Source organism: Enterococcus sp. AZ079 (genome assembly GCF_050547255.1).
Classification (GTDB): domain Bacteria; phylum Bacillota; class Bacilli; order Lactobacillales; family Enterococcaceae; genus Enterococcus_D; species Enterococcus_D casseliflavus.
Map to the genome: position 1 here is coordinate 182,501 of NZ_CP172955.1, position 24,657 is coordinate 207,157.

A 24,657-nucleotide genomic window follows, 5' to 3' on the forward strand; every position below is an offset into this window, starting at 1 on the left:
CCGAAAGGATTCGCAGCTGCGAAGATGCCTTGTAACCGAAACATATATTAGGGGGAATACAAAAATGACAGAGAAACACTTATTTACATCAGAGTCCGTTTCAGAAGGACACCCAGACAAAGTAGCCGACCAAATCAGTGATGCCATCTTAGATGCGTTGCTTGCCGAAGATCCAATGGCACGGGTCGCTTGCGAAACGTCAGTTACTACCGGATTGGTTTTAGTCTTTGGAGAAATTTCTACTTCTGCTTATGTAGATATTCAAAAAGTCGTCCGAGAAACCATCAAAGAAATCGGCTATACACGAGCAAAATTCGGCTTTGACGGCGATACGGTTGCTGTTTTGGTAGCGATCGATGAGCAATCACCAGATATCGCTCAAGGCGTTGACGATGCTTTAGAAAGTCGTGGAGAAACGGATAAAGAAGATATCGGTGCCGGCGACCAAGGCTTGATGTTTGGTTTTGCTGTTGATGAAACACCTGAATTGATGCCTTTACCGATCGCGTTGAGCCATCGGCTGGTACGTCGCTTAGCAGAGTTGCGGAAAAACAACGAACTAAGCTACTTGCGTCCAGATGCAAAATCACAAGTAACCGTTGAATATGATGATAACGATCAACCACAAAGAGTGGACACCGTCGTTATTAGTACCCAGCATGATGATGCGGCTGATAATGAAACGATCCACCGTGATGTCATCGAAAAAGTGATCAAAGAAGTGATCCCTGCCGATCTTTTAGACGAGCAGACAAAATATTATATCAATCCTACTGGTCGTTTTGTGATCGGCGGTCCTCAAGGGGATGCCGGTTTGACTGGCAGAAAAATCATCGTTGATACTTATGGCGGCTATGCACGTCATGGCGGCGGTGCGTTTTCTGGAAAAGACGCAACCAAAGTTGACCGTTCAGCCAGCTATGCGGCTCGCTACATTGCCAAAAACATCGTAGCAGCAAAGCTAGCCAAAAAAGTGGAAGTACAATTAGCCTATGCGATCGGTGTGGCACAGCCCGTTTCGATCAGCATCAACACTTTTGGTACCGGAACCGTCAGCAACGAGCGCTTGATCCAAGCGATACGGGAAAACTTTGATTTGCGACCAGCAGGAATTATTGAAATGTTAGATTTGCGCCGTCCGATTTATCGTCAGACTGCCGCTTACGGACATTTCGGTCGTACAGATATCGATTTGCCATGGGAACGCACCGACAAGGTGGCGGCACTTTTGGCAAGTGTGAAGGATTAAAAGAGGCGACCTCTATTGATGACTATCAATAGAGGTTCTTTTTTTTGGAGTAAAAGGAGGAGTTATATGCGAACCAATGTAAAATTAGTCACCATTGCGGTCTTTGTCGCAACGTTTATGACCGCAATCGAAGGAACGATCATTACGACAGCGATGCCTACCATCGTTAGTTCATTGAAAGGGATCGAGATCATGAACTGGGTCTTCTCGATCTATCTTTTGACCAGTGCGATGTTGACCCCGATCTACGGCAAGTTTGCCGATAATATCGGCCGCAAACCAGTCTTTTTATTTGGGACGTTGCTGTTTATTATCGGGTCGGCGTTTTGTGGGATGGCCAACACGATGTTGACGTTGATCATTGCCAGAGCGTTGCAAGGATTAGGCGCAGGGGCCATGATGCCCGTTGCCCTAACGATCATTGCGGACCTGTATCCCGTTGAAAAGCGGGCGAAAGTCTTAGGGCTCAATAGTACGGCTTGGGGGATCGCCAGTGTCGTTGGTCCCTTAGCCGGTGGCTTGATCGTAGATACGATCGGGTGGCATTGGATCTTTTTTATCAACGTACCCATTGGATTAGGGCTGATTGCCTTGATTTGGTTTTATTTTCATGAAGAAAAGAAGGCCTTTGCTGCAGTCAACATTGATTATGCAGGCAGTCTCTTGTTGATGTTGACGCTAGTAGGCCTCTTGCTAGGCTTCCAGTTGCTGGGAGATTATGGTGTGAGTCTGCCTGTCATCGGGCTATTCGTTTTTTCTGTCCTTACGTTCATCGGCTTCGTTCAGGTGGAGAAAAAAGCAGCAGATCCGATTATTGATCTGAAGCTGTTTCATTCAAAATTATTTGTGGTGGTCAATATCGTAGCAGCTTTGGCTAGCGGCTTCTTGATGGGGATCGATGTTTATATCCCAATGTGGATGCAAGGGGTCTTAGGCATGAGTGCGGGGATTGGCGGGCTTGTGTTGGCACCGTTGTCGATTTTATGGATGATTGGTTCCTTCATAGCCAGCCGTTGGTTGACACAGCACAGTGTCAGCTGGGTCTTGACGGTTAGCTTGTTGATCACGGCTACCGGTGCTTTGTGGCTGTTTTTGACACCGGCACAGACCTCATTCTGGTTATTCTTGGTCATTTCTTCTATTACTGGCGTCGGGTTAGGGGCAACGATGGTGGTTTGTACGGTTACTGCCCAAACCAGCGTTGGCCCCACACAAGTCGGCGTGGCGACTTCTTTCAATACCCTGTTGCGAACGATCGGGCAAACCATCATGGTAGCGGTCTTCGGTATCGTTTTAAACACCAGTAATAGCGTAGGCTTAGCACAGGCACAAGTCAATGATAGCAGTGTCATGAATCAGCTAGTAGATCCAGCCGCTGCGCGCCAGCTGCCAACCGCATTATTAGGGCAATTACGGGAGATTCTTTATAGCGGTCTACACTGGGTTTTTGGGATCGGTGTTTTACTTATTGTGCTAGCGATTGGTTTGACCCGCACGATTTCGCGAGAATCTGGTACAATATAAAAAAAGGATCGCAGGTGATTGTATGGCTTTTTTACAAGCAAATATCTATTCAAATGTTCTTGAAATGGAGGTAATGATCGATGTGATCTTGCCTCAAAGTACCAAGAAAAAAATCGGCACGCAAAGCCAATCAACGGGCACAGATCTCCCGGTGCTTTATTTGTTGCATGGGATGAACGGAAATCATAGTGTCTGGCAGCGACGGACGTCGATCGAGCGGTATGCCGCAGAGTATCAACTAGCGGTCATCATGCCGTCTACTGATCTGGGTTGGTATACCGATACGATCTATGAGATGAAGTATTGGACTTTTATCGCCGAAGAATTACCACAGATTTGCCATGAGCTGTTTCCTCAGCTGACGCAAAAACGAGAAAAAACTTTTGCGGCTGGGCTTTCGATGGGGGGCTATGGGGCAGTAAAACTCGGGCTGAGAAAGCCTGACCAGTTTGCGGCGGTAGCGTCTTTGTCTGGGGCATTAGCGCTGGCTGAAAGCATGGATTCCTTGCTGCAGCTGCGAAGCCAAGCTTATTGGGAAGGAATTTTTGGACCATTAGAGCAATTCAAAGGGTCAGAAAATGATTTGATCCATCTGATTGAGACCATCGATCCAAGCACAGCGCCGCGCTTTTTTATTAGCTGCGGAACCGAGGATCAGCTGTATCCGGCAAGTGAATATGCGGTGGATAAGCTGCAAAAACGCAAACTAGCCGTAACGTTTGAATCGGGAACTGGGGATCATGATTGGAATTTCTGGGATCAATGGATCCAACGAGTCCTGCAATGGCTTTTTAGTGAATAAAAAAACCATCAGTCGATCGACACCTTAACGTGCCGAGGACTGATGGTTTTTTCGTTCGATACAAAATAAGATCGGCGGTTGGTTGCGCTGATTGATAAATTGATAGGAAAGGACATTGAATGCCTCTTGCGGCAGCTGCTGACAAAAGGAGTGTACTTCTTTCAGCTCTGCTTCGCCGCCAGTGTGTCCATAATAGCAGACGAGGATGATTCTACCTTTCGGGGCTAAACGTGTCAGTAAAGCTTCTAAAGCCGTTTTCGTTGTATCAGGCAGCGTGATGATCGCTTTGTCCCCTTTCGGCAAGTAGCCTAAATTGAAAATGGCGGCATGAACCGGACCACTCACAACATCTGCCAGCGTCTCATGGCCTTGATGGATCAGCTGGACTTGCGCCAACAGCTCTTTTTCAGCCAACCGCTTTTTGGTAGCTTGCAGGGCTTGTTCTTGAATATCAAAAGCAAACACCTGACCAGTTGGGCCAACTAAGGAAGCCAGTAATTCCGTGTCGAAGCCGTTGCCCATCGTGGCATCAACGGCGGTTTGTCCCGGCTGCAGAACTTCTTTTAAAAGGGTGTGGCTATAGCGCATGGCGGTCGGCAGCATTGACAGGCTCCTTTCGCACATTGAATTTCCCTTGATAGGAGTTGCGGCGCAGCATTTCTTGATCGATCTCATTCAAGACTTCCCATTTTTTCAAACTCCACATTGGACCTACCAGAGAATCCCATGGTGCATCGCCTGTCAAGCGATGAATGATGATCTCTGGGGGGATCATTTCTAACTGATCGCAGATCAATGACACATAGGTATCGCGCCGCATCAATTGCAAACGTCCTTCATGATAATCCCGCAGCATCCGAGTATTGCGCATCAAATGTAGCAGGTGCAGTTTGATGCCTTGGATATCAGAATCTTGAATGGTGCGGCGGACGTTTTCTTGCATCATCTCGATCGTCTCGCCTGGCAGGCCATTGATCAAATGGGTACAGACACGAATATTGTGTTTGCGCAGGCTGGCGACGCCGTCTAAGTAAGTTTGATAATCATGGGCGCGGTTGATGGCATTGCTCGTGGTTTCAAAAGTCGTTTGCAGTCCTAATTCGACCCATAAATAAAAGCGTTGATTGAGCTCTGCTAGATAGTCAACGACATCTTCTGGTAAGCAGTCTGGTCGGGTCCCAATGGAGATCCCGACAACACCAGGTAGTGTCAGCACTTGCTCGAAGCGCTCGCGGATCACTGCCACCGGTGCGTGGGTATTCGTAAAATTTTGAAAATAGACAATGTATTTGTCCACTTGCGGCCACTTTTTGTGCATCATGGCGATCTCTTTTTCAAACTGCTCTGGCAGTGGGGCTTCAGGAGCTACGATCATATCGCCAGAACCGGACACACTGCAAAATGTACAGCCGCCTTTGGCAACGGTGCCGTCACGATTGGGGCAGTCGAAGCCCGCATCGATGGGGACTTTAAAGATTTTTTCGCCAAATTCTTGCCGCAAAGCAAAGTTCCACGAATGGTATCGTTTGTTTTTATCTTCTGCATAAGGAAATGGATTCATTTTTTTACCTTCTTTTATAATTGTTTACGCGTGAAGCGCCAGACAAAGCGTTTTTGCAAGTAGTACGGATAGGTCAACAGCAGCCAAGACAGGCCAACACAAAAACCGCCTAATACATCACTGGGAAAATGCACACCAACATAAATTCGGCTGATGCCGATGCAGCCAATCAAAAGGCCCAGCAAAAGGCGGATGCCCCATTGCCAAAGAGGCTGCTTGAAGAAAACTGGGATCAAGAAGAGCAAGGTGCCATAAAAAATCATACTGCCCGTCGAGTGTCCACTGGGGAAACTGAAACTTGATTCCGTGACTAAGTGTTCAAGAGTTGGGCGCTCCCGTAAAAAGACCAGTTTGATCAATGGATTAAAGAGCCCAACAATCCCGATGGTACCAATACTAAGCCATAGGGCTTCAGCATAATACTTGTTGATCACTAAGACAGCTAAAACAGCGAGAAAAAGCAAGATGATCGTGGTAGGATTCGCAAATTTTGTGACCCATAGAAAAAACGGTGTCCAAAACGGGTAGCCGCTGCGGATGATGCGAGTCAAGGTTTCGTCAAATGAGACCAACCAAGTAGGGTAAAATTTCACGACATAGCCGAGAAAAACGAACAGCAGTAAAAAGCAACTGCCCGCAAATTGAAAATAAAGTTTTTTATGCATGGATAAGCCTCGTTTCTAGAGAATTTCTGTTAATTATTGTCATTAAGTCAAAGACACATCTAGAAGGTATTATAGCATTTATCACAAGTCGGAAAAAGCAGGGAACGAGCAGGGGGTTACTCGTCTGAGCAAGCGATACGTTTATCGGGAGCAGGCCAATTGCTTCATTGCAATATTCATTGCAATAAATGTTCGTTTGATTACAAAGAGTTTACAGTTTCTGAAATCGGCTCAAATACCTTTTATAAATTCTTAAGAAATTGTATACTAAACCTACGTTCACTATAAGGAAAAAACGGAGGAATAACGGACATGAACACGAGTCAATCAAGAAAAGTACATCGTCAAGCAGACCAATCGGGCGATAAGTATCGAGTGATCAAAAAAAGTGCAGTTGTTTTAGGAACAACACTGACTGCTTGCTCTGTTGTAGCTCCATTGGTGTCATCGGTTCAAGCAGAAGCCGTAGAGACCTCGATCGCCCAAGTTTCTACTAGCAATTTTGCCGCGCCGAATACTTCCGCGTTTATTGCTGAAATCGCTACGTACGCCCAACCTGTGGCAAACGCCAACGATCTATATGCTTCTGTGATGATCGCGCAAGCCATTTTAGAAAGTGGTTGGGGCCGAAGCAGCTTGTCAAAAGCACCGAATTACAATCTTTTCGGAATCAAAGGCAGCTATAACGGTCAAACCGTTTATATGAGTACCTTAGAATATTTGAACAACCAATGGTTGACTATGAATGAACCCTTTAAGCGTTACCCATCTTACACGCAATCATTTGAAGATAACGCACGTACTTTACGCTCAACTTCTTTACAAAGCGGTGTCGCGTATTATTCTGGCGCTTGGAAAAGCAATACGACTTCATATCTTGATGCAACCGCATGGCTAGCAGGCCGTTATGCGACTGCACCAAACTATGCTTCTTCCCTGAATGCCGTGATCCAACAATTTGGTTTGACGCAATATGACACACCAGCTTCTGGCAATGCCGGTGGTGGCGCCACAGCCAGTGCTTCAACGAGTACGACGACCACGACATCAGCTGTTAGCACGAGCGGCAGTCAAACCTATACAGTCGCTTCGGGCGACTCGGTCTGGTCGATCGCCAACAAACATGGCATCTCCATGGATCAGCTGCGCAGTTTGAACAATATCAAAAACGATTTTGTTTATCCAGGACAAACCTTGAAAGTCAACGGCAGCGCCCAAAGTACTTCGGCAACTTCAACGGTATCGATCGTCAATCGCAATGCTTCAGCAACTACATCAGGCAATACCTACACCGTAGTTTCTGGCGATTCCGTTTGGTCGATCGCCAATAAGCATGGCATTTCGATGGATCAATTTCGCAGTTTGAACAACATCAAAAATGATTTTGTCTATCCAGGGCAAAAAGTTGTCGTTAGCGGTGGTTCGTCTACGAATACCAGCAGTACTACGACTGTCAGCACGGCATCAACGGCTAGCCAAAGCAGTGGCGGCACCTACACGGTAGCAGCTGGCGATTCAGTCTGGTCGATCGCTAACAAGCATGGCATCTCGATGGATCAGTTCCGCAGCTTGAACAATATTAAAAACGACTATGTTTATCCAGGTCAAAAGGTGGTTGTCAGCGGTAGTTCTACCCGTACAAGTACAACGACGAGCACGACCGTCAGCAGCCAAACCAGCAGCAGTGCTGCAGGCAACACCTATACGGTGGCTTCTGGTGATTCAGTCTGGTCAGTTGCCAATAAACACGGGATTTCGATGGACCAATTCCGCAGCTGGAACAACATCAAAAATGATTTTATCTATCCAGGTCAAAAGGTGGTCGTCAAGCAAGGCGGCACGGCAGCTACTACCAGCACTTCAGCGACAAATGGTACGTACAAGGTCGCATCGGGGGATTCTGTTTGGGGGATCGCAGATAAGTTCGGCATCACGACGGATCAATTTATCCAATGGAACAATATTCAAAATAACTTTATTTACCCAGGACAAACAGTTAGGGTAAAATAGATTGCTATTCCTAATGATTTTTGTTAGGATAAGTGCAAAGAAACTTTCACGTTTGAGAAGGAATAGTAGAAGTACGGTGGGACTTTTAGAGAGTGCATGGTTGGTGGAAATGCACAGCACACCTTTCGAACTCGTCTTCGAGTGATATCTGACTGAACCTGATTTGGCTAGGCAGATACGGCGATGGCCGTTAAAACATCGAGGTCTGCTTTTTTGAGGAGCAGATAAACTTAGGTGGTACCACGTTGATAACGTCCTATAAAAATCATAGCGATTTTTATAGGACTTTTTTTAAGTTTTGCTGGTTGATTTGACGAGCAAAACACCAATTTTTTAGGAGGAGTCCATCGTGAATTACAATCACAAAGAAATCGAAAAAAAATGGCAAAAATATTGGGCAAAGAAAAATGAATTCAACACCCATGATGAGCCGGACAAACCAAAATTTTATGCGCTAGATATGTTCCCATATCCATCTGGACAAGGATTACATGTCGGACATCCAGAAGGCTATACAGCTACGGATATCTTGAGCCGCTTCAAACGCAGCCAAGGGTACAATGTACTGCACCCAATGGGCTGGGATGCCTTTGGTCTGCCTGCCGAACAATATGCACTAGACACTGGAAATGATCCAGCGGAATTCACGAAGAAAAATATTGAGACCTTCCGCCGTCAAATCAATGCGCTAGGATTCAGCTATGACTGGAATCGTGAAATCAATACGACAGATCCCGAGTACTACAAGTGGACGCAATGGATCTTTACCAAGCTTTATGAAAAAGGGTTAGCTTATGAAGCCGAAGTTCCAGTAAACTGGGTACCAGAGCTTGGGACCGTGATCGCCAATGAAGAAGTCATTGACGGCAAAAGCGAACGGGGTGGCTACGATGTGATCCGCAAACCGATGCGCCAATGGATGCTGAAAATCACAGCGTATGCTGATCGTTTGTTGGACGATTTAGAAGAAGTTGATTGGCCAGAAAGCATCAAAGAAATGCAGCGCAATTGGATCGGACGTTCGGTCGGAGCCAACGTTACGTTTAAAGTGGCAGGGATGGAAAAAGACTTTACCGTCTTTACGACTCGCCCAGATACCTTGTTTGGTGCGACCTACGCCGTATTGGCGCCAGAACATGAGCTAGTGGCCCAAATCACTACACCAGAACAAAAAGCAGCCATTGATGCCTATGTAGAAGAAGCGTCGAAAAAATCTGATTTGAACCGAACAGATTTGGCCAAAGAAAAAACTGGTGTCTTCACAGGTGCCTATGCCATCAATCCCGTGAATGGCAAAGAGATCCCGATTTGGATCGCCGATTATGTTTTGGCTTCTTATGGAACAGGTGCGATCATGGCGGTTCCTGCCCATGACGAACGTGACCACGAATTTGCCAAAACATTTGGCTTAGAGATCATTCCTGTATTGGCAGGGGGCAACGTGGAAGAATCTGCCTATACCGAAGATGGACTGCATATCAATTCAGACTTTTTGGATGGGCTAGACAAAGAGACAGCCATCGAAAAAATGGTCGCATGGTTGGAAGAAAACCACGTTGGGAAAAAAGAAGTCAGCTATCGTCTTCGCGATTGGTTGTTCTCTCGCCAACGGTATTGGGGAGAGCCAATCCCAATCATCCATTGGGAAGATGGGACGACTACGACGCTTCCTGAAGATCAGCTGCCGTTGCGTTTGCCAAAAACCGACAATATCAAACCAAGCGGTACTGGTGAATCGCCATTAGCCAATGTCACAGATTGGGTCAATGTCACCGACCCTGAAACTGGGAAAAAAGGACGTCGTGAAACCAATACGATGCCGCAATGGGCTGGAAGCTCATGGTATTTCTTGCGCTTTATCGATCCTCATAATAAGTCTGTTTTGGCAGACTACGACAAATTGAAACGCTGGATGCCAGTCGATATTTATATCGGTGGCGCAGAGCACGCTGTCTTGCACTTGCTTTATGCTCGCTTCTGGCATAAATTCTTGTATGATATCGGTGTCGTGCCAACGAAAGAACCATTTGAAAAATTGTTCAACCAAGGGATGATCCTTGGGGAAAACAATGAAAAAATGTCAAAATCCCGCGGCAACGTCGTCAATCCAGATGATGTCATCAATCAATACGGTGCGGATACTTTGCGTCTATATGAAATGTTTATGGGACCATTGGATGCATCGATCGCTTGGAATGAGAATGGCCTTGAAGGCAGTCGTAAATTCTTGGATCGTGTGTGGCGCTTGATCGTCGATGAAAATGGCAAAATGCGTGACCGCATCACGACATTCAACGATGGTAAATTGTCGAAAGTTTACCATCAAACAGTTAAGAAAGTGACGGAAGATTTTGAGCAGCTGCACTTCAATACGGCGATTTCCCAATTGATGGTCTTTGTCAATGAAGCGTACAAAGCCGATGCCTTGCCTTACGAATATGTCGAAGGATTTGTGCAGCTATTGGCGCCGATCGCACCGCATATCGGAGAAGAGCTCTGGTCGATCCTCGGAAATGACCATGGGATCTCTTATGTGCCATGGCCAACCTATGACGAAAGTGCCCTAGTGGAAGACGAGATCGAAGTCGTCTTTCAAGTCAACGGCAAAGTTCGCGCCAAAGCAATGGTGCCAGCGGATGCCGAAAAAGCAGTGCTTGAACAATTGGCGCAAGAAAACGAACTTGTCCAAGAACAGCTCCAAGGAAAAACGATCCGTAAAGTGATCGTCGTACCGAACAAATTGGTCAATATCGTTGCAAACTAAACGCTAAAAAATAGCTGCCTAGCAGATCGAGGGTCTGTTAGGCAGCTTTTTGGTGACGACAAAGAAAAAAAGTGTTACTGAGTGGTTCTCAGCAACACTTTTTTGTTATTTTTTGCGAATGATCCCATAGAACAAAGCGGCTGTTGCGACCAATGGAATCAAGATCACTAGTAGAAAGCCGTTTGGATACGTAGCGCGAGTGAAAATTTCTGATGAAGCATCACTTCCGCCAAATAGATGATTGGAAATCATGAACTGAGCCATCATAGCAACGATTGCGACAAAACCAATTGCAGCACCAGTACCGACGAAAATTTTTTTCTTTGCGTTGTTCATTACATTTGCCCCTTTTATAGTCTCTATGTATCATTATACAAAATTTGGATGCGTGTTCAATCTGATTTTGTCAAATAATTGATTCGTAATACACTTGAAATGTTTCTGACATATTTAAGCACCAGAAAAGTAAAAATTCCCCTGAAGACCGATCATATTATTCGCTGATCCTCACGGACTCTCGTATAATAAAGTAAGAGAAAAGAAAGAGGGGACTTACATGGAGTATCAATCATTTGAAGGCCAGTCGGCTTTTTTTGAAGATTATGCACGGATTGCCAAACCTGGCTATGAGGAAGAGGCAGTCACTGCCGATGTCTTGGAACAGTTGAATCAACAATTAACAGAAGAAGAGCTGTTTTACCGTTTAGCAGCCGAAGATGCCAAAGAAGGGCAAGTCTTTTTGTTTCCTTTCAGCAAACGAATGTTTACCGAAGACCTTGACGCCGCCATTTCAACAGAATTCCGGTATGATGGCGCACCCTATGTCTATGAGACTTACGAAGACGAACAACCATAATCACGCAGAAAAAAGCTTTCAGATGATCTGTTAAATCATCTGAAAGTTTTTTTGTTGAGGCAACTTGTTGCTATTGGTGTTTGGCTTGCTGCTGCGCTAAGGTCAAGTCACCGATGTAAGGGACTTTTTTTCCAGCGACTTTCATGTATTGTTCGGCGCCTTTGCCCGCAATAATCACGATATCCTTACTGTCTGCTTCAGCAATCGCCGATTTGACGGCTTGAGCCCGATCCATCTCATGAATGATGGCAATTTCAGGATTGGTGATCGCAGCTGCGATTTCTTTTGCGATCGCAGCTGCTTCTTCAAAATCAGGATCATCGCTGGTCAGGTAGACTTTGTCCGCATATTCTCCTAGCGCTCGTCCCATATCTGCTCGGCGAGATTGGGCTTTGCCGCCAGCACTACCAGTGACAAAAAGCAGGCGGCCATCTGGGCGCAATTGGCGGGCAAGTTCACTTAATGATTGGAAGCTAAGGTAATTGTGGGCATAGTCAACGATCATGACTGCGCCATTTTCTTTTTCTAAAACGATCATTCGTCCAGGGATGATCACTGTCGGCAGGACTTTCTGAGCGTCCTCACGAGAGGCACCCGCTAAGCAGGCAGCTAAAATCGCCGCTGCAGCATTCTCATGGTTGAAAGAACCTAAGATCCCCAGTTGATATTCCCCAGAGACCTGCAAGACATCAGAAGCAGCTGACAGCGCAAAGCTTTTTAGATCCGTCCCTTCTTGGACGACATAATCGGCGTCTGAACGTCCGTAGGTGATATAAGGAACTTGATGGACTTCACAAGTTTCTCGCAGCAAGTGGTAGTGATCACTTTGGCGATTCAAAATCATCTGTTTGCTGTTGCGGATCAGTTCCCGTTTGCAGTAAAGGTAATCGTCATAAGTTGGATGTTCCACTGGTCCAATGTGATCAGGCGAAATATTCAAGAACGCGCCAATATCAAAGGTAATACCGGCGACCCGTTTGGTTTTATAGGCTTGGGAAGAAACCTCCATCACAAGATGGGTCATGCCGTTTGCGACAGCCTCGGCCATCATCTTATAAAGATCCAGTGTTTCGGGGGTCGTCAACACTGCTTCATTAAAGGTTTTTCCGTCGACTGAGTTTTCCTCAGATGAAAAGAATGCTACTTTTTGACCCGTCGATTCTGCTAAAATCGCCCGAGCAAAATAGGCGCAGCTGGTTTTGCCTTTTGTTCCCGTGATGCCGATGGTCACCAGCTGTTCTTGAGGATGGCCATAAAACGCTTGAGCGATAACTGCCATCGTTTCTCGAATGTCGGTGACGATGATTCCATAAGTTGCAAAGTTGTCATAGGGCGTTTCTGAAATGTAGCACTGAATCCCTTGGTCAATGGCGGCAGCCAGGTAGCTTTCTTTAAAAGAAGCCCCTTTACAGAAAAAAAGCGTCGCCGCATCGGCTGTTCGCGAGTCGTAGCTTAATGAGGTAAAGGCAAGATCAGTCATTTCTTGCGGCACGGTATAAACCCAATCAGTGGGGGTGATGATTTCTTTCAATAGGTTTTCCTGCAATAAGAGCTTGCGGATCTGTGGCACGGTAATGAGTTCCTTTTGCATCGTTGTTCTCCTTCATTCCTCTAAAGATTTCTCTTATTATAGCATAACTCCTAAAAACCGCCGTTTGGGAGGGAAAAGTTTTCTTTTTTTTCTCCTTATTTTGAAGAAACTTTAAGATGTTGCAAAAATAGATTGCGACCAACCCTTTTTCGAATTAAAATGGAAGGGATATGTTTGTAGAAAGTTGGAGATAATGGCGATGGATAAACACATGCGTTCAGTGTCAAAAGAATTAACTACACAAGAAAAAATGGCTCAAGGATCTGCTTGGATGACGATGGGAAATATCGGCTCACGTTTGCTTGGCGCCATTTACATTTTACCCTGGTATTATTGGATGGGCGCAAATGCGGATAAAGCAAATGCGTTGTTTGGAATGGGCTATAATGTTTACGCCTTATTTTTAATGATCTCCACTGCGGGGATCCCTTCAGCAATTGCCAAACAGATTTCTTTTTACAATTCTCGCCAAGAATACCGCACGAGTCAGAAGCTCTTTTTAAGAGCGTTTCAATTGATGGCAGGCTTTGGCGTGGTGACCGCTGGAATCATGTATTTGGCAGCCCCATGGTTGGCAACGGCTTCAGGTGGCGGGGAAGAATTGATTCCTGCAATGCGCTCATTGAGTATTGCTTTATTGGTTTTTCCTTGTATGAGTGTCATGCGAGGGTATTTCCAAGGGAATCAAGACATGAAACCTTTTGCGATCTCGCAAGTCGTTGAACAAATCGCTCGTGTCTGTTATATGCTTTTAGCGACCTTCATCATTATGCGGGTCATCGAAGGCGAATACACGGCAGCCGTGACGCAATCGACCTTTGCCGCCTTTATCGGTGTCTTAGCCAGCATTTTGGTATTAGGCTATTACTTCCAAAAGCAGCGGGTGCGGATGGATGTTTTAGTGGATATGAGCAAAGAAGAAACGGTGCTGCAAACCAAAGAGTTGGTTTTAGCGACCATCAAAGAAGCGATCCCTTTTATTATCGTAGGCTCAGGGATCACGATTTTAAAATTGGTGGATCAGTACACCTTTGTTCGAATGATGAGCAGTTTTACCGAATTTTCAAATGATCAGCTCTTAGAACTAATGGCGATTTTCGGCAGCAACCCTGATAAGCTGACGATGGTGGTTATCGGATTAGCTACTTCCATGGCTTCAACGGGACTGCCTTTGATCAGTGAAGCAGTCGCCAAAAAAGACAAAAAGAACTTAGCCAAATTGATCAGCAACAACTTGCAATTGTATTCCTTTGTAATGTTTCCAGCGACTTTTGGGATGATCGTACTGTCTTATCCTCTATACACCTTGTTTTATCGTCCAGATGCGTTAGGGGCGAGCGTCTTAGTCGCTGCCTGTCTGTCTGGTCTGGTCTTGGGCTTGTTTATGCTTAGTTCGAGTATGCTGCAAGGGATGTACCACAACAAAGAAGCGGTTGTTTTCTTCTTTGTAGGGTTACTGGTGAAAGTGATCTTGCAGTATCCAGCGATTCGTTTGTTCCAAGTCTATGGACCATTGGTTTCTACCACGATTGCCTTAGGGATCGTCTGCTGGTTAAATATTCGCAAAATGATTCGCAAAGGCCATTTCAATGTAAACTTAACGTTGCGACGGACATTATTGATTGGCGCGATGACGATCATTATGGTGATCGCAGCGTTGATCGCTCGCCAACTCTTTGGGCTTGTCTTGAGCTCTGAAAGAAAAGTCCAAGCCTTTATCTTGAGCTTGCTAGTAGCAGGAGTCGGCGGCAGTGTATACATCTACATTGCGCTGAAATTGCGTTTAGCTGAAAAACTACTCGGCTCATCAATGGTACGTTTACGCCAGAAATTACACATCAAATAAAACCAGAAGCAGCCGCTGAGCCTCCTTTGTGAGACCTTGGCGGCTGTTTTATATGAAAGGAAGAAACCGATGCGTTTAGACAAGTTTTTAGCGGATATGGGCTATGGCTCCCGCAAAGAAGTGAAACAGTTGATCAAAAAAGGGCTCGTGACCGTCAATGGACAAGTCATCAAAAGTGACAAAGCACAAGTACAAGAAACACAAGATACCGTTTGTTTTGAGGGGGAACCCATCGCCTATCAAAGCCAGTTTTATTATTTGCTGAATAAACCCGCCGGCGTGATTTCGGCAACCGTCGATTCCTATGAAGAGACGGTCTTAGATTTGTTTTCTGAAGAAGCGTTTCGCGAAGATTTGTTTCCAGTAGGACGGTTGGATAAAGACACCGAAGGCTTTTTGCTGATTACGAACGATGGCGGATTGGCGCATCAATTATTGTCGCCTAAGAAGCATGTGGAAAAAGAATATTATGCCCAAGTCGAGGGAATCATGACAGCGGAGGATCAAAAAATCTTTGCCAAAGGCATCAAATTAGACGGCGAGTGGACCTTGCCGGCTGAGCTGCAGATCCTCAACGTCGATGAAAATGAATCGCGCAGCGAGATCAAACTGATCCTCCATGAAGGCAAGTTCCATCAAGTCAAACGGATGGTCCAGGCAGTAGGAAAAGAAGTCGTTTATTTGAAACGGATTCGCATGGGAGGCCTGTCCTTGCCTGATGATTTGGCATTAGGCGAGTATCGGGAATTAACGTCTGAAGAATTGGCGAAGCTGCAAGAGCGAGGATAAGACGATTGGCGAGCTAAAGAAATTCTTATAAAAGTTGTTATTCGGCTGCAATATTTGTAAAAAAAGCCCGTTTTATAGGTGATTTACATGAAAATTTGCAACAATAGACTTTAAACTGTTGGAAAAACCCTCTTTTTTTTCATGAATAAGCATGTTAAAGTAGCCAAGCTACTAAAAAAAGAAGGAGTTACCTCATTGAAGAAAAAGATTTTTTTATTGCTCGCCCTTACGTTGCCGCTTTTCCAGCCAGCTGTCAGTTATGCTGCTGAAACGAAGAGCACCGAGGAACTGCCGGTTTTGACTGCAGAACTTGCCACGTATGAAGAGGAAGTCACCACTAGCCAACAGAAAGTCACAGCGCTGGAAAGTCAATTAGCGGATTATCAGGAAGAATTAACCCAATTAGCACAAGAAAGCCAGGAAGTTCAAACGCAGATCGCTGCTCTGAATGACCAAAAAGCCCAGCATCAAGAAAGCCAAGCGCCAAGCAGCCTGGTAGTCGACGGACCACAAGCCACGATCCAACAACTACGCAAGTTTAGTGAACAACAAGCGGCTTTACGGGAAGTGAACCAACAGTTGGCGGAAAAAGAAGCCCAACAGCAACGAATCACTTCGTACCAAACCTTGACGCAAGCCCAATTAGTACATAGTAAAGAGCAACTAGCAACAGCAAAAGAAGAATTGCAGAGCCAACAAGAGCAGCTGCAGCAAACGCAAGCGCAAGTACAAGACTTGCAAGAAAAAGTGGACAAAGAAGCAAAAGCCGCTGAAGAAGCAAAACAAAAAGCCAAAGAAGCAGCAGAGAAAGCAGCAGCCAGTGAATTTTCACTGCCAATCACGGGCGCCGTGTCGATCTCCAGCGGGTTTGGTACTCGAGCTGACCCAACTGGTTTTTCTGGGACGCAGCATGACGGGATCGACTTTACAGGTCAAGCGGGGGAGAAGATCGTCGCCGCTCGTGATGGTCAGGTAGAAGATGCTGGCTATGGTCCAAGCACGGGGAATTACGTGATTTTGGCTCATGATAACGGCTTTTACTCGTATTATTTTCACTTAACAGCTGTCAGTGTCTCGAAGGGGGCAACCGTTGCAGTTGGCGAGCAAGTCGGTACGATGGGGACGACTGGAAACTCGACTGGCGTCCATTTGCACTTTGGATTGAGTAAGACGTTGTGGTCAGATTTCGTTGATCCAGCAGCTTACTTACCGCTATAAGCCGAAGCACCGAGTAGAAACATTGAAAAAAACATCTGAAACCAAAAAGCATGACTGACAAGAGGGGTTCCTCAAGTCGTCATGCTTTTTTTGTTTACCACAAGCCCGGTTGAGCGATGATCACTAACTGTTCTTTGGTAAAGGGATGCTCCAGATGCAATTCATAGCCATGTAGCAGCAAACGCGGCGCTGGTTTGTTTTGGTAAAGCGGGTCACCGACGACTGGATGACCGATACTGGCAAGGTGGACGCGAATTTGGTGGGTCCTCCCCGTGTCTAACACACAATACACATCGGTCGTCTTTTGTTGGGTGTGGGCGATGGTTACATGGGTGACGGCTGACTGACCGTTGCGGGGGTCAATGATCCGCTTGCGACGATCGTGACGGTCACGACCGATTTTTTTGGCGATCGTTTGATCTTGCGTAAGTTTGCCCCAAACTGTGGCTTGATAGCGGCGGAAAATCTGTTTGTTTTCCAACATTCGACCCAAGATCGGCAACACCAAAGGATTTTTTGCGAATAAAACGACACCGCTGGTTTCTTTGTCTAGACGATGGACCACATAAGGCTGCTGCTGTTTCGGCGCAAGGTAAGCAGCTGCATCATTTAATAGGGTATCTGCTTCTAATGGCTGATTGGGGTGCGTCTTGACCCCCGCAGGCTTGTTCAGCACCAATAAGTGCTCATCTTCAAAAAGTACGTCGACTTTGTTTGCTTGGCCTAACTGGATCGGCTGATAGCTGTAATCACTGTCTTCAATGATCAAAGTGATTTGATCGCCGCCACGAACTTCTTGATGAAACATCGCGGGCTGCTGATTGACGGTAACATTTTTCCGTGTGCGCAGAAAATGGCGCACTTTTCGTGGGACGAGCCACTCCCGTTCCAACAAATCGCGAAGCGGCATGGGCGGGTGATTTTCGGGTAAAGTCATGGTGTATTCCATAAAAACGTCCTTTCTTTGCTGTTCGCTATCGACTATTATAGCATCTTTAAGCTTTTCTTATAAAAAAAACAATAAAAAACAGAGCATTCAATGCTAGAATAATAAAGCATTCTTTTCGAATGAAATTACGTCTAGAGCCGTATAACAAAGAAAGTCATTTATGCTACACTTAACCAAAGGAGCGTGAAGTAATGGATTGGAAACACATCCTTCACAAAATAAAGACCGGTTGGCTGACCTTTTGGCGCTGGTTAAAACCGTATTTGCAGCAATTTCATCAATGGCGCAAGCGGGTTTGGAAAAAATACCACGTAAATAAAATTTTTATTTTACTTAGTTTAGTTGCTATCTTAATCATGAGCGGGTATTTGTTTTATATCGCCAAAAATACGAAAGTCAGTGAATTAGAGTCAGGTCTGAAAGAATCGACGGTGATTTTTGATGCCAATGGTGATGAAGCAGGGCAGTTGTACTCGCAAAAAGGCACGTACGTTTCTCTTGATGCCATCTCCAGTGATGTGGTCAACGCCTTGATCTCAACCGAAGACCGCAACTTCTATAATCACCACGGGTTTGATATTAAAGGGATCGCTCGGGCAGCACTGCGCATGCTGGTCAACCGCAGTGCCGAAGGCGGTGGGGGAAGTACCATCACCCAGCAGCTTGCCAAAAATGCCTATCTGTCCTTGGATCAAACCTTTAGTCGAAAAGCCAAGGAGCTTTTCTTAGCGATCGAGATCGAGAAGAAATATTCCAAAGATGAGATTTTGGAAATGTATTTGAACAGTTCCTATTTTGGTAACGGGGTTTGGGGCATTCAAGATGCCTCGCTAAAATATTTCGGTGTCAATGCTTCTGAACTAAGCGTGGGAGAAGCTGCGACGTTGGTGGGGATGCTCAAAGGTCCTTCGATCTATAACCCGATCGACAATCTGGAAAACGCCACGAACCGTCGCGATACCGTCTTGAGTTTGATGGTGGATAACGGCAAGTTGGACCAGTCCGTTGCTGACCAAGAATCGCAAGTTGCCTTAGCCAATTTACTGTATGATGGATTTGGCAATTCAGAATCTGGCTATAAGTATCCTTATTATTTCGATGCGGTCATCGATGAAGCCGAATCCTATGGGTTGGACGCCGATGATGTCATGAATCGCGGCTACAAGATCTATACAGCACTGGATCAAAACTACCAAGCGCAAATGGAAGCTGCCTATAAAAACGATGCCTTGTTCCCTGAAAATGCCGCTGATGGCACGATGGTGCAATCTGGCTCTGTCGCACTTGATCCGAATACCGGTGGGGTGCAAGCGGTGGTGGGTCGTCGTGGCGAGCACGTCTTTAGAGGCTTTAATTTTGCCACGCAAATGAAACGTTCACCAGGCTCCACGATCAAACCGATCAGCGTCTTCGCCCCTGCCCTAGAAGCTGGGTTTGAACCCGACAGTATCCTGAAAGACGAGCCCCTCGATTTTTATGATGCTCAAAACTTTGATGGGACCTATGCTGGCGAAGCAGTCATGTATCAAGCCCTCGCCCAAAGCTTGAATCTGCCAGCAGTTTGGCTGTTGCATGAGATCGGCTTAGATCGTGGGTACAGCAAAGCACAAGAGTTTGGACTTTCCTTGACCGAATCCGACAAATATTATGGCTTAGCCTTAGGTGGTTTGGAAAAAGGGGAATCTCCAATGACGATGGCAGCAGCGTATGGGGTCTTCGCAAATGGCGGGTATTACTACAAACCGCATTTGATCACCAAAATCGTTGATTCAACTGGTGCCGTGATCGTTGACAATACGTCTGTGCAAGGCAAACGGGTGATTTCTAAAGAGACCGCTGATAAAATGACGAGCATGATGCTGGGCACCTTCTCTAACGGGACGGGTGTTAGTGCAAGTCCGTACGGCTTTACGATCGCCGGTAAGACGGGTACGACAGAGACCAACTTTGATGCTTCTAAGGTCAATGACCAATGGATCGTCGGCTATACTCCTGATATGGTTCTTTCAACTTGGTTAGGATTTGAGCATGTGAGTGAAGATCATTACTTAACGGGAACCAGTGGGCAAGTCGTTGGGAAAATATTCAAAGCAGAGGCCGAAAGCTTACTGCCTTATAGTCAAGGCACCCAATTTCAAGTTGCAGACGCTTATTGGACAGGCGGAAAACTGATGGCGGCCGATGAAGTACCAGATCCTGAGAGCAGTACGTCACAAAATGGCAATGATTGGCAGAAAACCATCGATGACTTTGCCGAAAGCGCCAAAGAAGGCATGAAGGAATTCGGCAGCAAGATCAAAGAAGGAACGAAAGAACTGTTTGGCGGCTTATGGAATTCCATAAGCGGAAATTAAAGGAATTAGGCAACTGCTAGTCTAGAACCTGAGAAGAATGGTATACTAGAAAAAAAGAGGAGGCGTCAAAATGGCAAATATTTATGATACAGCAAACCAATTAGAACGTGAATTACGCGAGTCAGAACAGTTTCAAGATTTGAAAGGTTCTTTCGACCGCTTGAAAGCAAATGAAGAAGCGTATGCGTTATTCAAAGAGTTTCAAGAGTTGCAACAAAGCCTGCAACAAAAAATGATGGCTGGCGAAGAAATGACAGAAGAAGAAGCGCAAAAAGCCCAAGAATTATCGCAAAAAATTCAACAAGACGGCATTGTTTCTGACTTGATGCAAAAAGAGCAAGCCTTCAGCTTAGTAGCTAATGACTTGAACCGCATCATCATGGGTCCTGTAAGAGATCTATACGAAGCGTAATCGCCAACCAACAAAGACCAAAGAAGCAAGTGAATCTTCAGAGCAATCGGCTGCAACTGCAAGAGCCTTTTCCAAAGAAGTTTCAAAATCGCTTCTTTGGTTTTTTTTATGAAAAAGGCGAACAAATTTTCGTATTTTGCTGACGAAATGCCTGAGAAATGTTATGATAGAAGCATTAAGGAGGGAGAAAGAAATGCGATTTTTACATAGTGCAGACCTGCATATCGACCGGTCATTTGAAGGGGTTCATTTGTTATCTGAAAAAGTGAAGACCCAACTCCCTGCCATCAATCAAAAAATCATCCGTAATTTGGTGGATGTTGCCTTAGAAAAAGCGGTCGATTTTGTTTTGCTGGCTGGGGATACATTCCATCAAGCACGGCCGAGTCTAAAAGTGCAGCATGACTTTTTTGCCCAACTGCAACGACTAGGGGAAGCACAGATCCCTGTCTATATGATTTTCGGCAACCATGATTATTATGATCCGCAACGGTATTGGTTTGCTTTTCCAGAAAATGTCATTCTCTTTTCATCAGAAGAAGTTCAAACGGTTCAAGGAACAACGAAAAACGGTGAAACCTATGCAATCAGTGGATTTAGCTACCAACATCCTTGGATTACTGAAAATAAAGTAACAGAATTTCCTGCAAGAGCAGCGGTGGATTACCATATCGGGCTTTACCACGGGGACCAAGCTGGTGAACGGTATGCCCCCTTTTCAATCAGTGAAATGAAGCAAAAAGGCTATGATTATTGGGGCTTGGGGCACATCCATGTACCTAAGACGCTCTCAGAGCAGCCACCGATTCTCTATCCAGGTACACCTCAAGGAAAGACCAAGAAAGAACAGGCGACTGGGGTGATTTTGGCAGACTTAACGCCGCAGGGACCAACGATCGAGCGCTTGGAGATCGCAGAGATCGCTTGGCAAAAGCAAGTGGTCTCCTTAGCGGATGTGACTGCCTCGAATGCCGTATTGCCAGCGATCATCGAGCGCTTAAAAAGTCCTCGTTCGCGCTTGCTGCATCTGGTGTTGACCGATGTGCAGCAGCTGCCGCCAGATTGGTTTCCAGCTGCGGAAAAAAATGAATGGCTGACCTACCTCAATGAACGGTTGGCACAAACAGAGCCGCTGCAAGTGATCTATGCCCTTGAAGTCGAGCAAGCCAATGAAGACAAGATCGCATTGGCGGTATCAGAAGATTATATGCTGCAGTTTTTAGCGATGTATGAGTCGCCAGAGATGTTTGCGGATCGATTGTCGGATCTATTGCAGCATCCACTGATCCAGCGGGGGATCACCCATGAATCATTTCAAGAAGAAGTCTTGCAGCAAGCCAAGCAATTGTTGAAAGACGACTTTCAATGGGAGGAGCAGTCATGAAAATTTTAAAAGCAGAAATTACCGGTTTTGGGAAATACCATGAACAAAGCTTTGCCTTTCATCCGCAAAATCAGCTGCTCTTTGGGCACAACGAGATCGGAAAATCGACGTTGTATCAATTTATTGCCGCCATCTTGTTTGGCTTTCCGAAAAAGACAGCCAAGAAAAAAGACTATACCCCCAAAAACGGTGCTGCTTACGGTGGCAAGTTATGGTTGGCGCTGGAACCCTTCGGCGAAGTGATCGTGGAACGCTATCGGCAAGTGGACCGTGGTCGTGCCAAAGTCCATGTCGCTGGCCAGACGGTCGATGAGCAATGGCTGGCACAACACCTGCAGCCCCTCAATCGAGCATTGTTCTTCGATGTCTTTACTTTTCAGCAAGAGCAATTGACCCAGATCGATAAGCTAGAAGAAAATGAGCTGCACCAAGCGTTGATTTCTCTAGGGATCAGCGGCAGTCAAAAAATGCTGCAGCAAGTGGCGCAATATGAAACCATCAATCAGCAGCAATACAAGCCACGAGGGCAAAAGCTGCCTTTGAATCAAGCGTTAAAACAATTAGAAAAACTGCAAAAAACGATTGCGGAAAAAGAAAGCGAAGAAAGCCGCATCCAACAGCAGTATCAGCAGATCGCCCAGCTGCAAGAACAGATCCAAGACTTGCGGCACCAGTATCAAGCATTGAATGACGCTTATCAGGAAAATCAGCAACAGCTGAGTCACTGGGGCCTTTATGAAGAGTGGCAGCAAATGGCACCAGCAGATACGCTAGCCGATCCTCAGCAAGTCCAAGCCATCAAACAGTTTTATCAGCAGTATCAGCAGCTGACGGAAGAAATTCGCAAAAAAGAAGCCGAATTAGATCAGTTGGAGCAAGGAAAAGAATCAGACAAGTATTTCTTTTACCTTGATCACGAGCATCAGATCAATCACTTGCTGCAGCAGCAAGTGACGATGGCGCGTTTGGCAGATCGTGAAGCAGCAGCCAATCAACAAGAAACTGTCGCCATCACAGAGTTGAATCGCTTGATTGAAAAGCGCCAGTGGAGCAGAGAATCGCCGCCGCTAGTAACGGCTTCGATCCATGAACAAATCACACGTTTACTGCAAGAACGTGTGCAGTTAGAAGAGCTCGAAAAGCGCATGAGGCATTTAGAAGAAAAAGCGCAACCTTTGCAAGCCACCGCGGCCCGCTTAGAACAGCAGCATCCTCAATTAATTGGCCGCAAGCCCGTTTCTCGCCCACTATGGCCGCTAGGGATCGTCGGTGGGCTAGTCGCAGTGATCGGTATCTTTTTGCCGAGTCCCTGGCGCTGGCTTGCATTAGGTGCGGGGATCGCAGCGATCATCGGCAGTATTTTGCCGCTGATGAAAGCAGCACCAAACAAGCAGCAAGGCATCAAGCAAGAATGGCAGACGGTCCTCATGCAGTTGGATCTACTGGGCGAAGAGTTGGCACAGCTGGAAAATGAACAGCAGCAAAAGCAACAGCAGATCAGCCGTGCCCACCAAGCGTTGACACCCTTTTTTGCTGATTTGCCGGTGGACAACTGGCAGTCGTATCTATTCGCCTATGATGAAGATGTTGCTAGCTATCAAGCCTACTCGCAGCAGCGCAAGCAAGCCTATCAAGAACGGCAAGCTGTCACGGAAGAATTGGCCCCCTTTGAGGAGCAATTCCGCCCGTATGCGGAGTGGCTGCCGCTGCAAAACAAAACCTTGTTAGAAAAAGCGGCGATGTTGCAGAAGTTTCATGAAGAGATGCAAACGATCAAGCTTTCGCGGTTGCAACAACCTAGCACGTTACTGGCCCAACAATTGACCCGTACCCGCAACGAACGCGACCAGCTGTTTGCCCAAGCCAGTGCGCTCTTGCAGCAGCAAGGGTTAGATCACCCTGCAGAAATCAGCCTCTGGTTGAAGCAATGGGAAGCAGCGCAGCGCACGCAGCAGCGAGCAGAAGAATTGGCGGGGATGTTAACACCGATCTATCCCAAACCAGTCACACAAGCAGAATTGCTGCAGCAAAAAGACCAGATCAAGCAGCAGCAAACACAGCTTCAGGCACAAATGCAGCAGTTGACGGAGCACAAACAACGCTTGGAATTAGAAGCAGCAGCCAGTCAAAAAAACGGCACCTTGAATCAGCTTTATCAAGAAGAAAGTGAGCTGAAGGCGGTTATTGAAGAACTCGCTGTGGCATGGGGCAGTCGTCAGTTGGCGGCTTCGATTTTAACGGATGTCACGACCGAGTTGTCAGAACAGCAATTGCCGCAGCTATTGTCAGCCGCTTCGACTTATTTTGAACAGCTTTCAAACGGACGTTATCAAAAGATTCTTCTGGAAAATGGCTTGTTGATAGCGGCAAATGCCAGCGAGACCTTTTCGATCATCGACTTGTCCACAGGCACGAAGGATCAGTTGATCATGGCGTTACGCTTCGGTTATCTAGCGCTGCAAAAAAATCACCCATTGTGTCCAATCATTATTGATGATGGTTGGCTGCATTATGACAGTGTTCGTAAGGAACGCTTTGCCGCGCTGTTAAAAGAGTTTGGACAAAGTTATCAAGTAATTTGTTTGTCTTCTGACCAAGAAATGGTAAGCTATTATCAGAAGTACCAGCAGCCTATCCAGGATCTGAGTAAAGGAAGTGAAAGATTTGGCTGATCGGCCAAATA

Annotated in this window: 19 protein-coding genes, 1 riboswitch and 1 other annotated feature (1 of these 21 running past the window's edge); of the genes, 13 read left to right on the forward strand and 6 right to left on the reverse strand. The window is 46.1% G+C overall.

Features of this window, described 5'->3' with window-relative positions:
* A riboswitch (SMK box riboswitch) is annotated at window positions 1-67 on the forward strand; it begins 15 nt to the left of the window's first position.
* The 3 genes from metK to IGJ15_RS00975 all read left to right on the forward strand — a co-directional run bounded on the left by metK (window position 65) and on the right by IGJ15_RS00975 (window position 3,575).
* Window positions 65-1,249, forward strand: a complete 1,185-nt coding sequence (metK, locus tag IGJ15_RS00965; RefSeq protein WP_010749002.1) for a methionine adenosyltransferase — start codon at window positions 65-67, stop codon at window positions 1,247-1,249. It overlaps the preceding riboswitch by 3 nt.
* 66 nt (window positions 1,250-1,315) lie before the next feature.
* Window positions 1,316-2,773 (forward strand): MDR family MFS transporter, encoded by a 1,458-nt coding sequence (locus IGJ15_RS00970; protein ID WP_010749003.1) that lies wholly within the window; start codon window positions 1,316-1,318, stop codon window positions 2,771-2,773.
* 22 nt (window positions 2,774-2,795) lie between these two features.
* On the forward strand, window positions 2,796-3,575 hold the full coding sequence (locus IGJ15_RS00975) for an alpha/beta hydrolase (RefSeq protein ID WP_010749004.1): 780 nt from the start codon (window positions 2,796-2,798) through the stop codon (window positions 3,573-3,575).
* A 24-nt stretch (window positions 3,576-3,599) separates the two neighbouring features.
* On the opposite strand, the gene IGJ15_RS00980 is transcribed toward IGJ15_RS00975, so the two are convergent.
* Genes IGJ15_RS00980 through IGJ15_RS00990 form a run of 3 tightly spaced genes read right to left on the reverse strand, consistent with a single transcriptional unit; the run spans window position 3,600 to window position 5,801 of the window.
* Complete coding sequence (locus tag IGJ15_RS00980) at window positions 3,600-4,178, reverse strand: tRNA (mnm(5)s(2)U34)-methyltransferase (protein ID WP_010749005.1); 579 nt, start codon at window positions 4,176-4,178, stop codon at window positions 3,600-3,602.
* Window positions 4,153-5,136 carry a TIGR01212 family radical SAM protein gene (locus tag IGJ15_RS00985; RefSeq protein ID WP_010749006.1) on the reverse strand — a complete coding sequence of 328 codons (984 nt, stop codon included), beginning with the start codon at window positions 5,134-5,136 and terminating at the stop codon, window positions 4,153-4,155. Before IGJ15_RS00985 ends, IGJ15_RS00980 begins: the two co-directional genes overlap by 26 nt.
* 14 nt (window positions 5,137-5,150) lie before the next feature.
* A complete protein-coding gene (locus IGJ15_RS00990) occupies window positions 5,151-5,801 on the reverse strand; it encodes a phosphatase PAP2 family protein (protein WP_010749007.1) in 651 nt (216 codons plus the stop codon).
* 312 nt (window positions 5,802-6,113) lie between these two features.
* Here IGJ15_RS00990 and IGJ15_RS00995 point away from each other — a divergent pair, with 312 nt between their 5' ends.
* Together IGJ15_RS00995 and leuS are read left to right on the forward strand one after the other, a co-directional pair.
* Window positions 6,114-7,811, forward strand: coding sequence for a LysM peptidoglycan-binding domain-containing protein (locus IGJ15_RS00995; RefSeq protein WP_010749008.1), 1,698 nt, complete (start codon window positions 6,114-6,116; stop codon window positions 7,809-7,811).
* Between the two features lie 42 nt (window positions 7,812-7,853).
* Window positions 7,854-8,073: a binding site (T-box leader), on the forward strand.
* Window positions 8,074-8,160: 87 nt separating this feature from the next.
* Window positions 8,161-10,575 (forward strand): leucine--tRNA ligase, encoded by a 2,415-nt coding sequence (gene leuS, locus IGJ15_RS01000; RefSeq protein ID WP_010749009.1) that lies wholly within the window; start codon window positions 8,161-8,163, stop codon window positions 10,573-10,575.
* A gap of 105 nt (window positions 10,576-10,680) precedes the next feature.
* Here the strand turns inward: leuS and IGJ15_RS01005 are convergent, their stop codons facing one another.
* Window positions 10,681-10,911, reverse strand: coding sequence for a hypothetical protein (locus IGJ15_RS01005; protein ID WP_005227680.1), 231 nt, complete (start codon window positions 10,909-10,911; stop codon window positions 10,681-10,683).
* 220 nt (window positions 10,912-11,131) lie between these two features.
* Here IGJ15_RS01005 and IGJ15_RS01010 point away from each other — a divergent pair, with 220 nt between their 5' ends.
* Window positions 11,132-11,431 carry a DUF5960 family protein gene (locus IGJ15_RS01010; RefSeq protein WP_005227682.1) on the forward strand — a complete coding sequence of 100 codons (300 nt, stop codon included), beginning with the start codon at window positions 11,132-11,134 and terminating at the stop codon, window positions 11,429-11,431.
* Between the two features lie 70 nt (window positions 11,432-11,501).
* Here the strand turns inward: IGJ15_RS01010 and murE are convergent, their stop codons facing one another.
* On the reverse strand, window positions 11,502-13,022 hold the full coding sequence (gene murE, locus IGJ15_RS01015; RefSeq protein ID WP_010749010.1) for a UDP-N-acetylmuramyl-tripeptide synthetase: 1,521 nt from the start codon (window positions 13,020-13,022) through the stop codon (window positions 11,502-11,504).
* Between the two features lie 199 nt (window positions 13,023-13,221).
* On the opposite strand from murE, the gene IGJ15_RS01020 reads away from it, so the two are divergent.
* From IGJ15_RS01020 to IGJ15_RS01030, 3 genes are all read left to right on the forward strand, one after another.
* A complete protein-coding gene (locus IGJ15_RS01020) occupies window positions 13,222-14,868 on the forward strand; it encodes a putative polysaccharide biosynthesis protein (protein WP_010749011.1) in 1,647 nt (548 codons plus the stop codon).
* Window positions 14,869-14,937: 69 nt separating this feature from the next.
* Window positions 14,938-15,657, forward strand: coding sequence for a pseudouridine synthase (locus tag IGJ15_RS01025; RefSeq protein ID WP_143112430.1), 720 nt, complete (start codon window positions 14,938-14,940; stop codon window positions 15,655-15,657).
* A 141-nt stretch (window positions 15,658-15,798) separates the two neighbouring features.
* Window positions 15,799-16,875: a M23 family metallopeptidase gene (locus IGJ15_RS01030; protein ID WP_034696289.1), complete on the forward strand. Its 1,077-nt coding sequence runs from the start codon at window positions 15,799-15,801 to the stop codon at window positions 16,873-16,875.
* Window positions 16,876-16,969: 94 nt separating this feature from the next.
* Here the strand turns inward: IGJ15_RS01030 and IGJ15_RS01035 are convergent, their stop codons facing one another.
* On the reverse strand, window positions 16,970-17,824 hold the full coding sequence (locus IGJ15_RS01035) for an RluA family pseudouridine synthase (protein WP_010749014.1): 855 nt from the start codon (window positions 17,822-17,824) through the stop codon (window positions 16,970-16,972).
* A gap of 191 nt (window positions 17,825-18,015) precedes the next feature.
* Here IGJ15_RS01035 and IGJ15_RS01040 point away from each other — a divergent pair, with 191 nt between their 5' ends.
* From IGJ15_RS01040 to IGJ15_RS01055, 4 genes are all read left to right on the forward strand, one after another.
* Window positions 18,016-20,178, forward strand: coding sequence for a PBP1A family penicillin-binding protein (locus tag IGJ15_RS01040; RefSeq protein WP_005227705.1), 2,163 nt, complete (start codon window positions 18,016-18,018; stop codon window positions 20,176-20,178).
* A gap of 70 nt (window positions 20,179-20,248) precedes the next feature.
* Window positions 20,249-20,590, forward strand: a complete 342-nt coding sequence (locus IGJ15_RS01045) for a YlbF family regulator (RefSeq protein WP_005227708.1) — start codon at window positions 20,249-20,251, stop codon at window positions 20,588-20,590.
* A gap of 193 nt (window positions 20,591-20,783) precedes the next feature.
* Entirely contained in the window at window positions 20,784-21,974 is a 1,191-nt protein-coding gene (locus tag IGJ15_RS01050; RefSeq protein WP_010749015.1) for a metallophosphoesterase family protein, read from the forward strand.
* A complete protein-coding gene (locus tag IGJ15_RS01055; RefSeq protein WP_010749016.1) occupies window positions 21,971-24,646 on the forward strand; it encodes an AAA family ATPase in 2,676 nt (891 codons plus the stop codon). Before IGJ15_RS01050 ends, IGJ15_RS01055 begins: the two co-directional genes overlap by 4 nt.
* Window positions 24,647-24,657 lie beyond the last annotated feature (11 nt).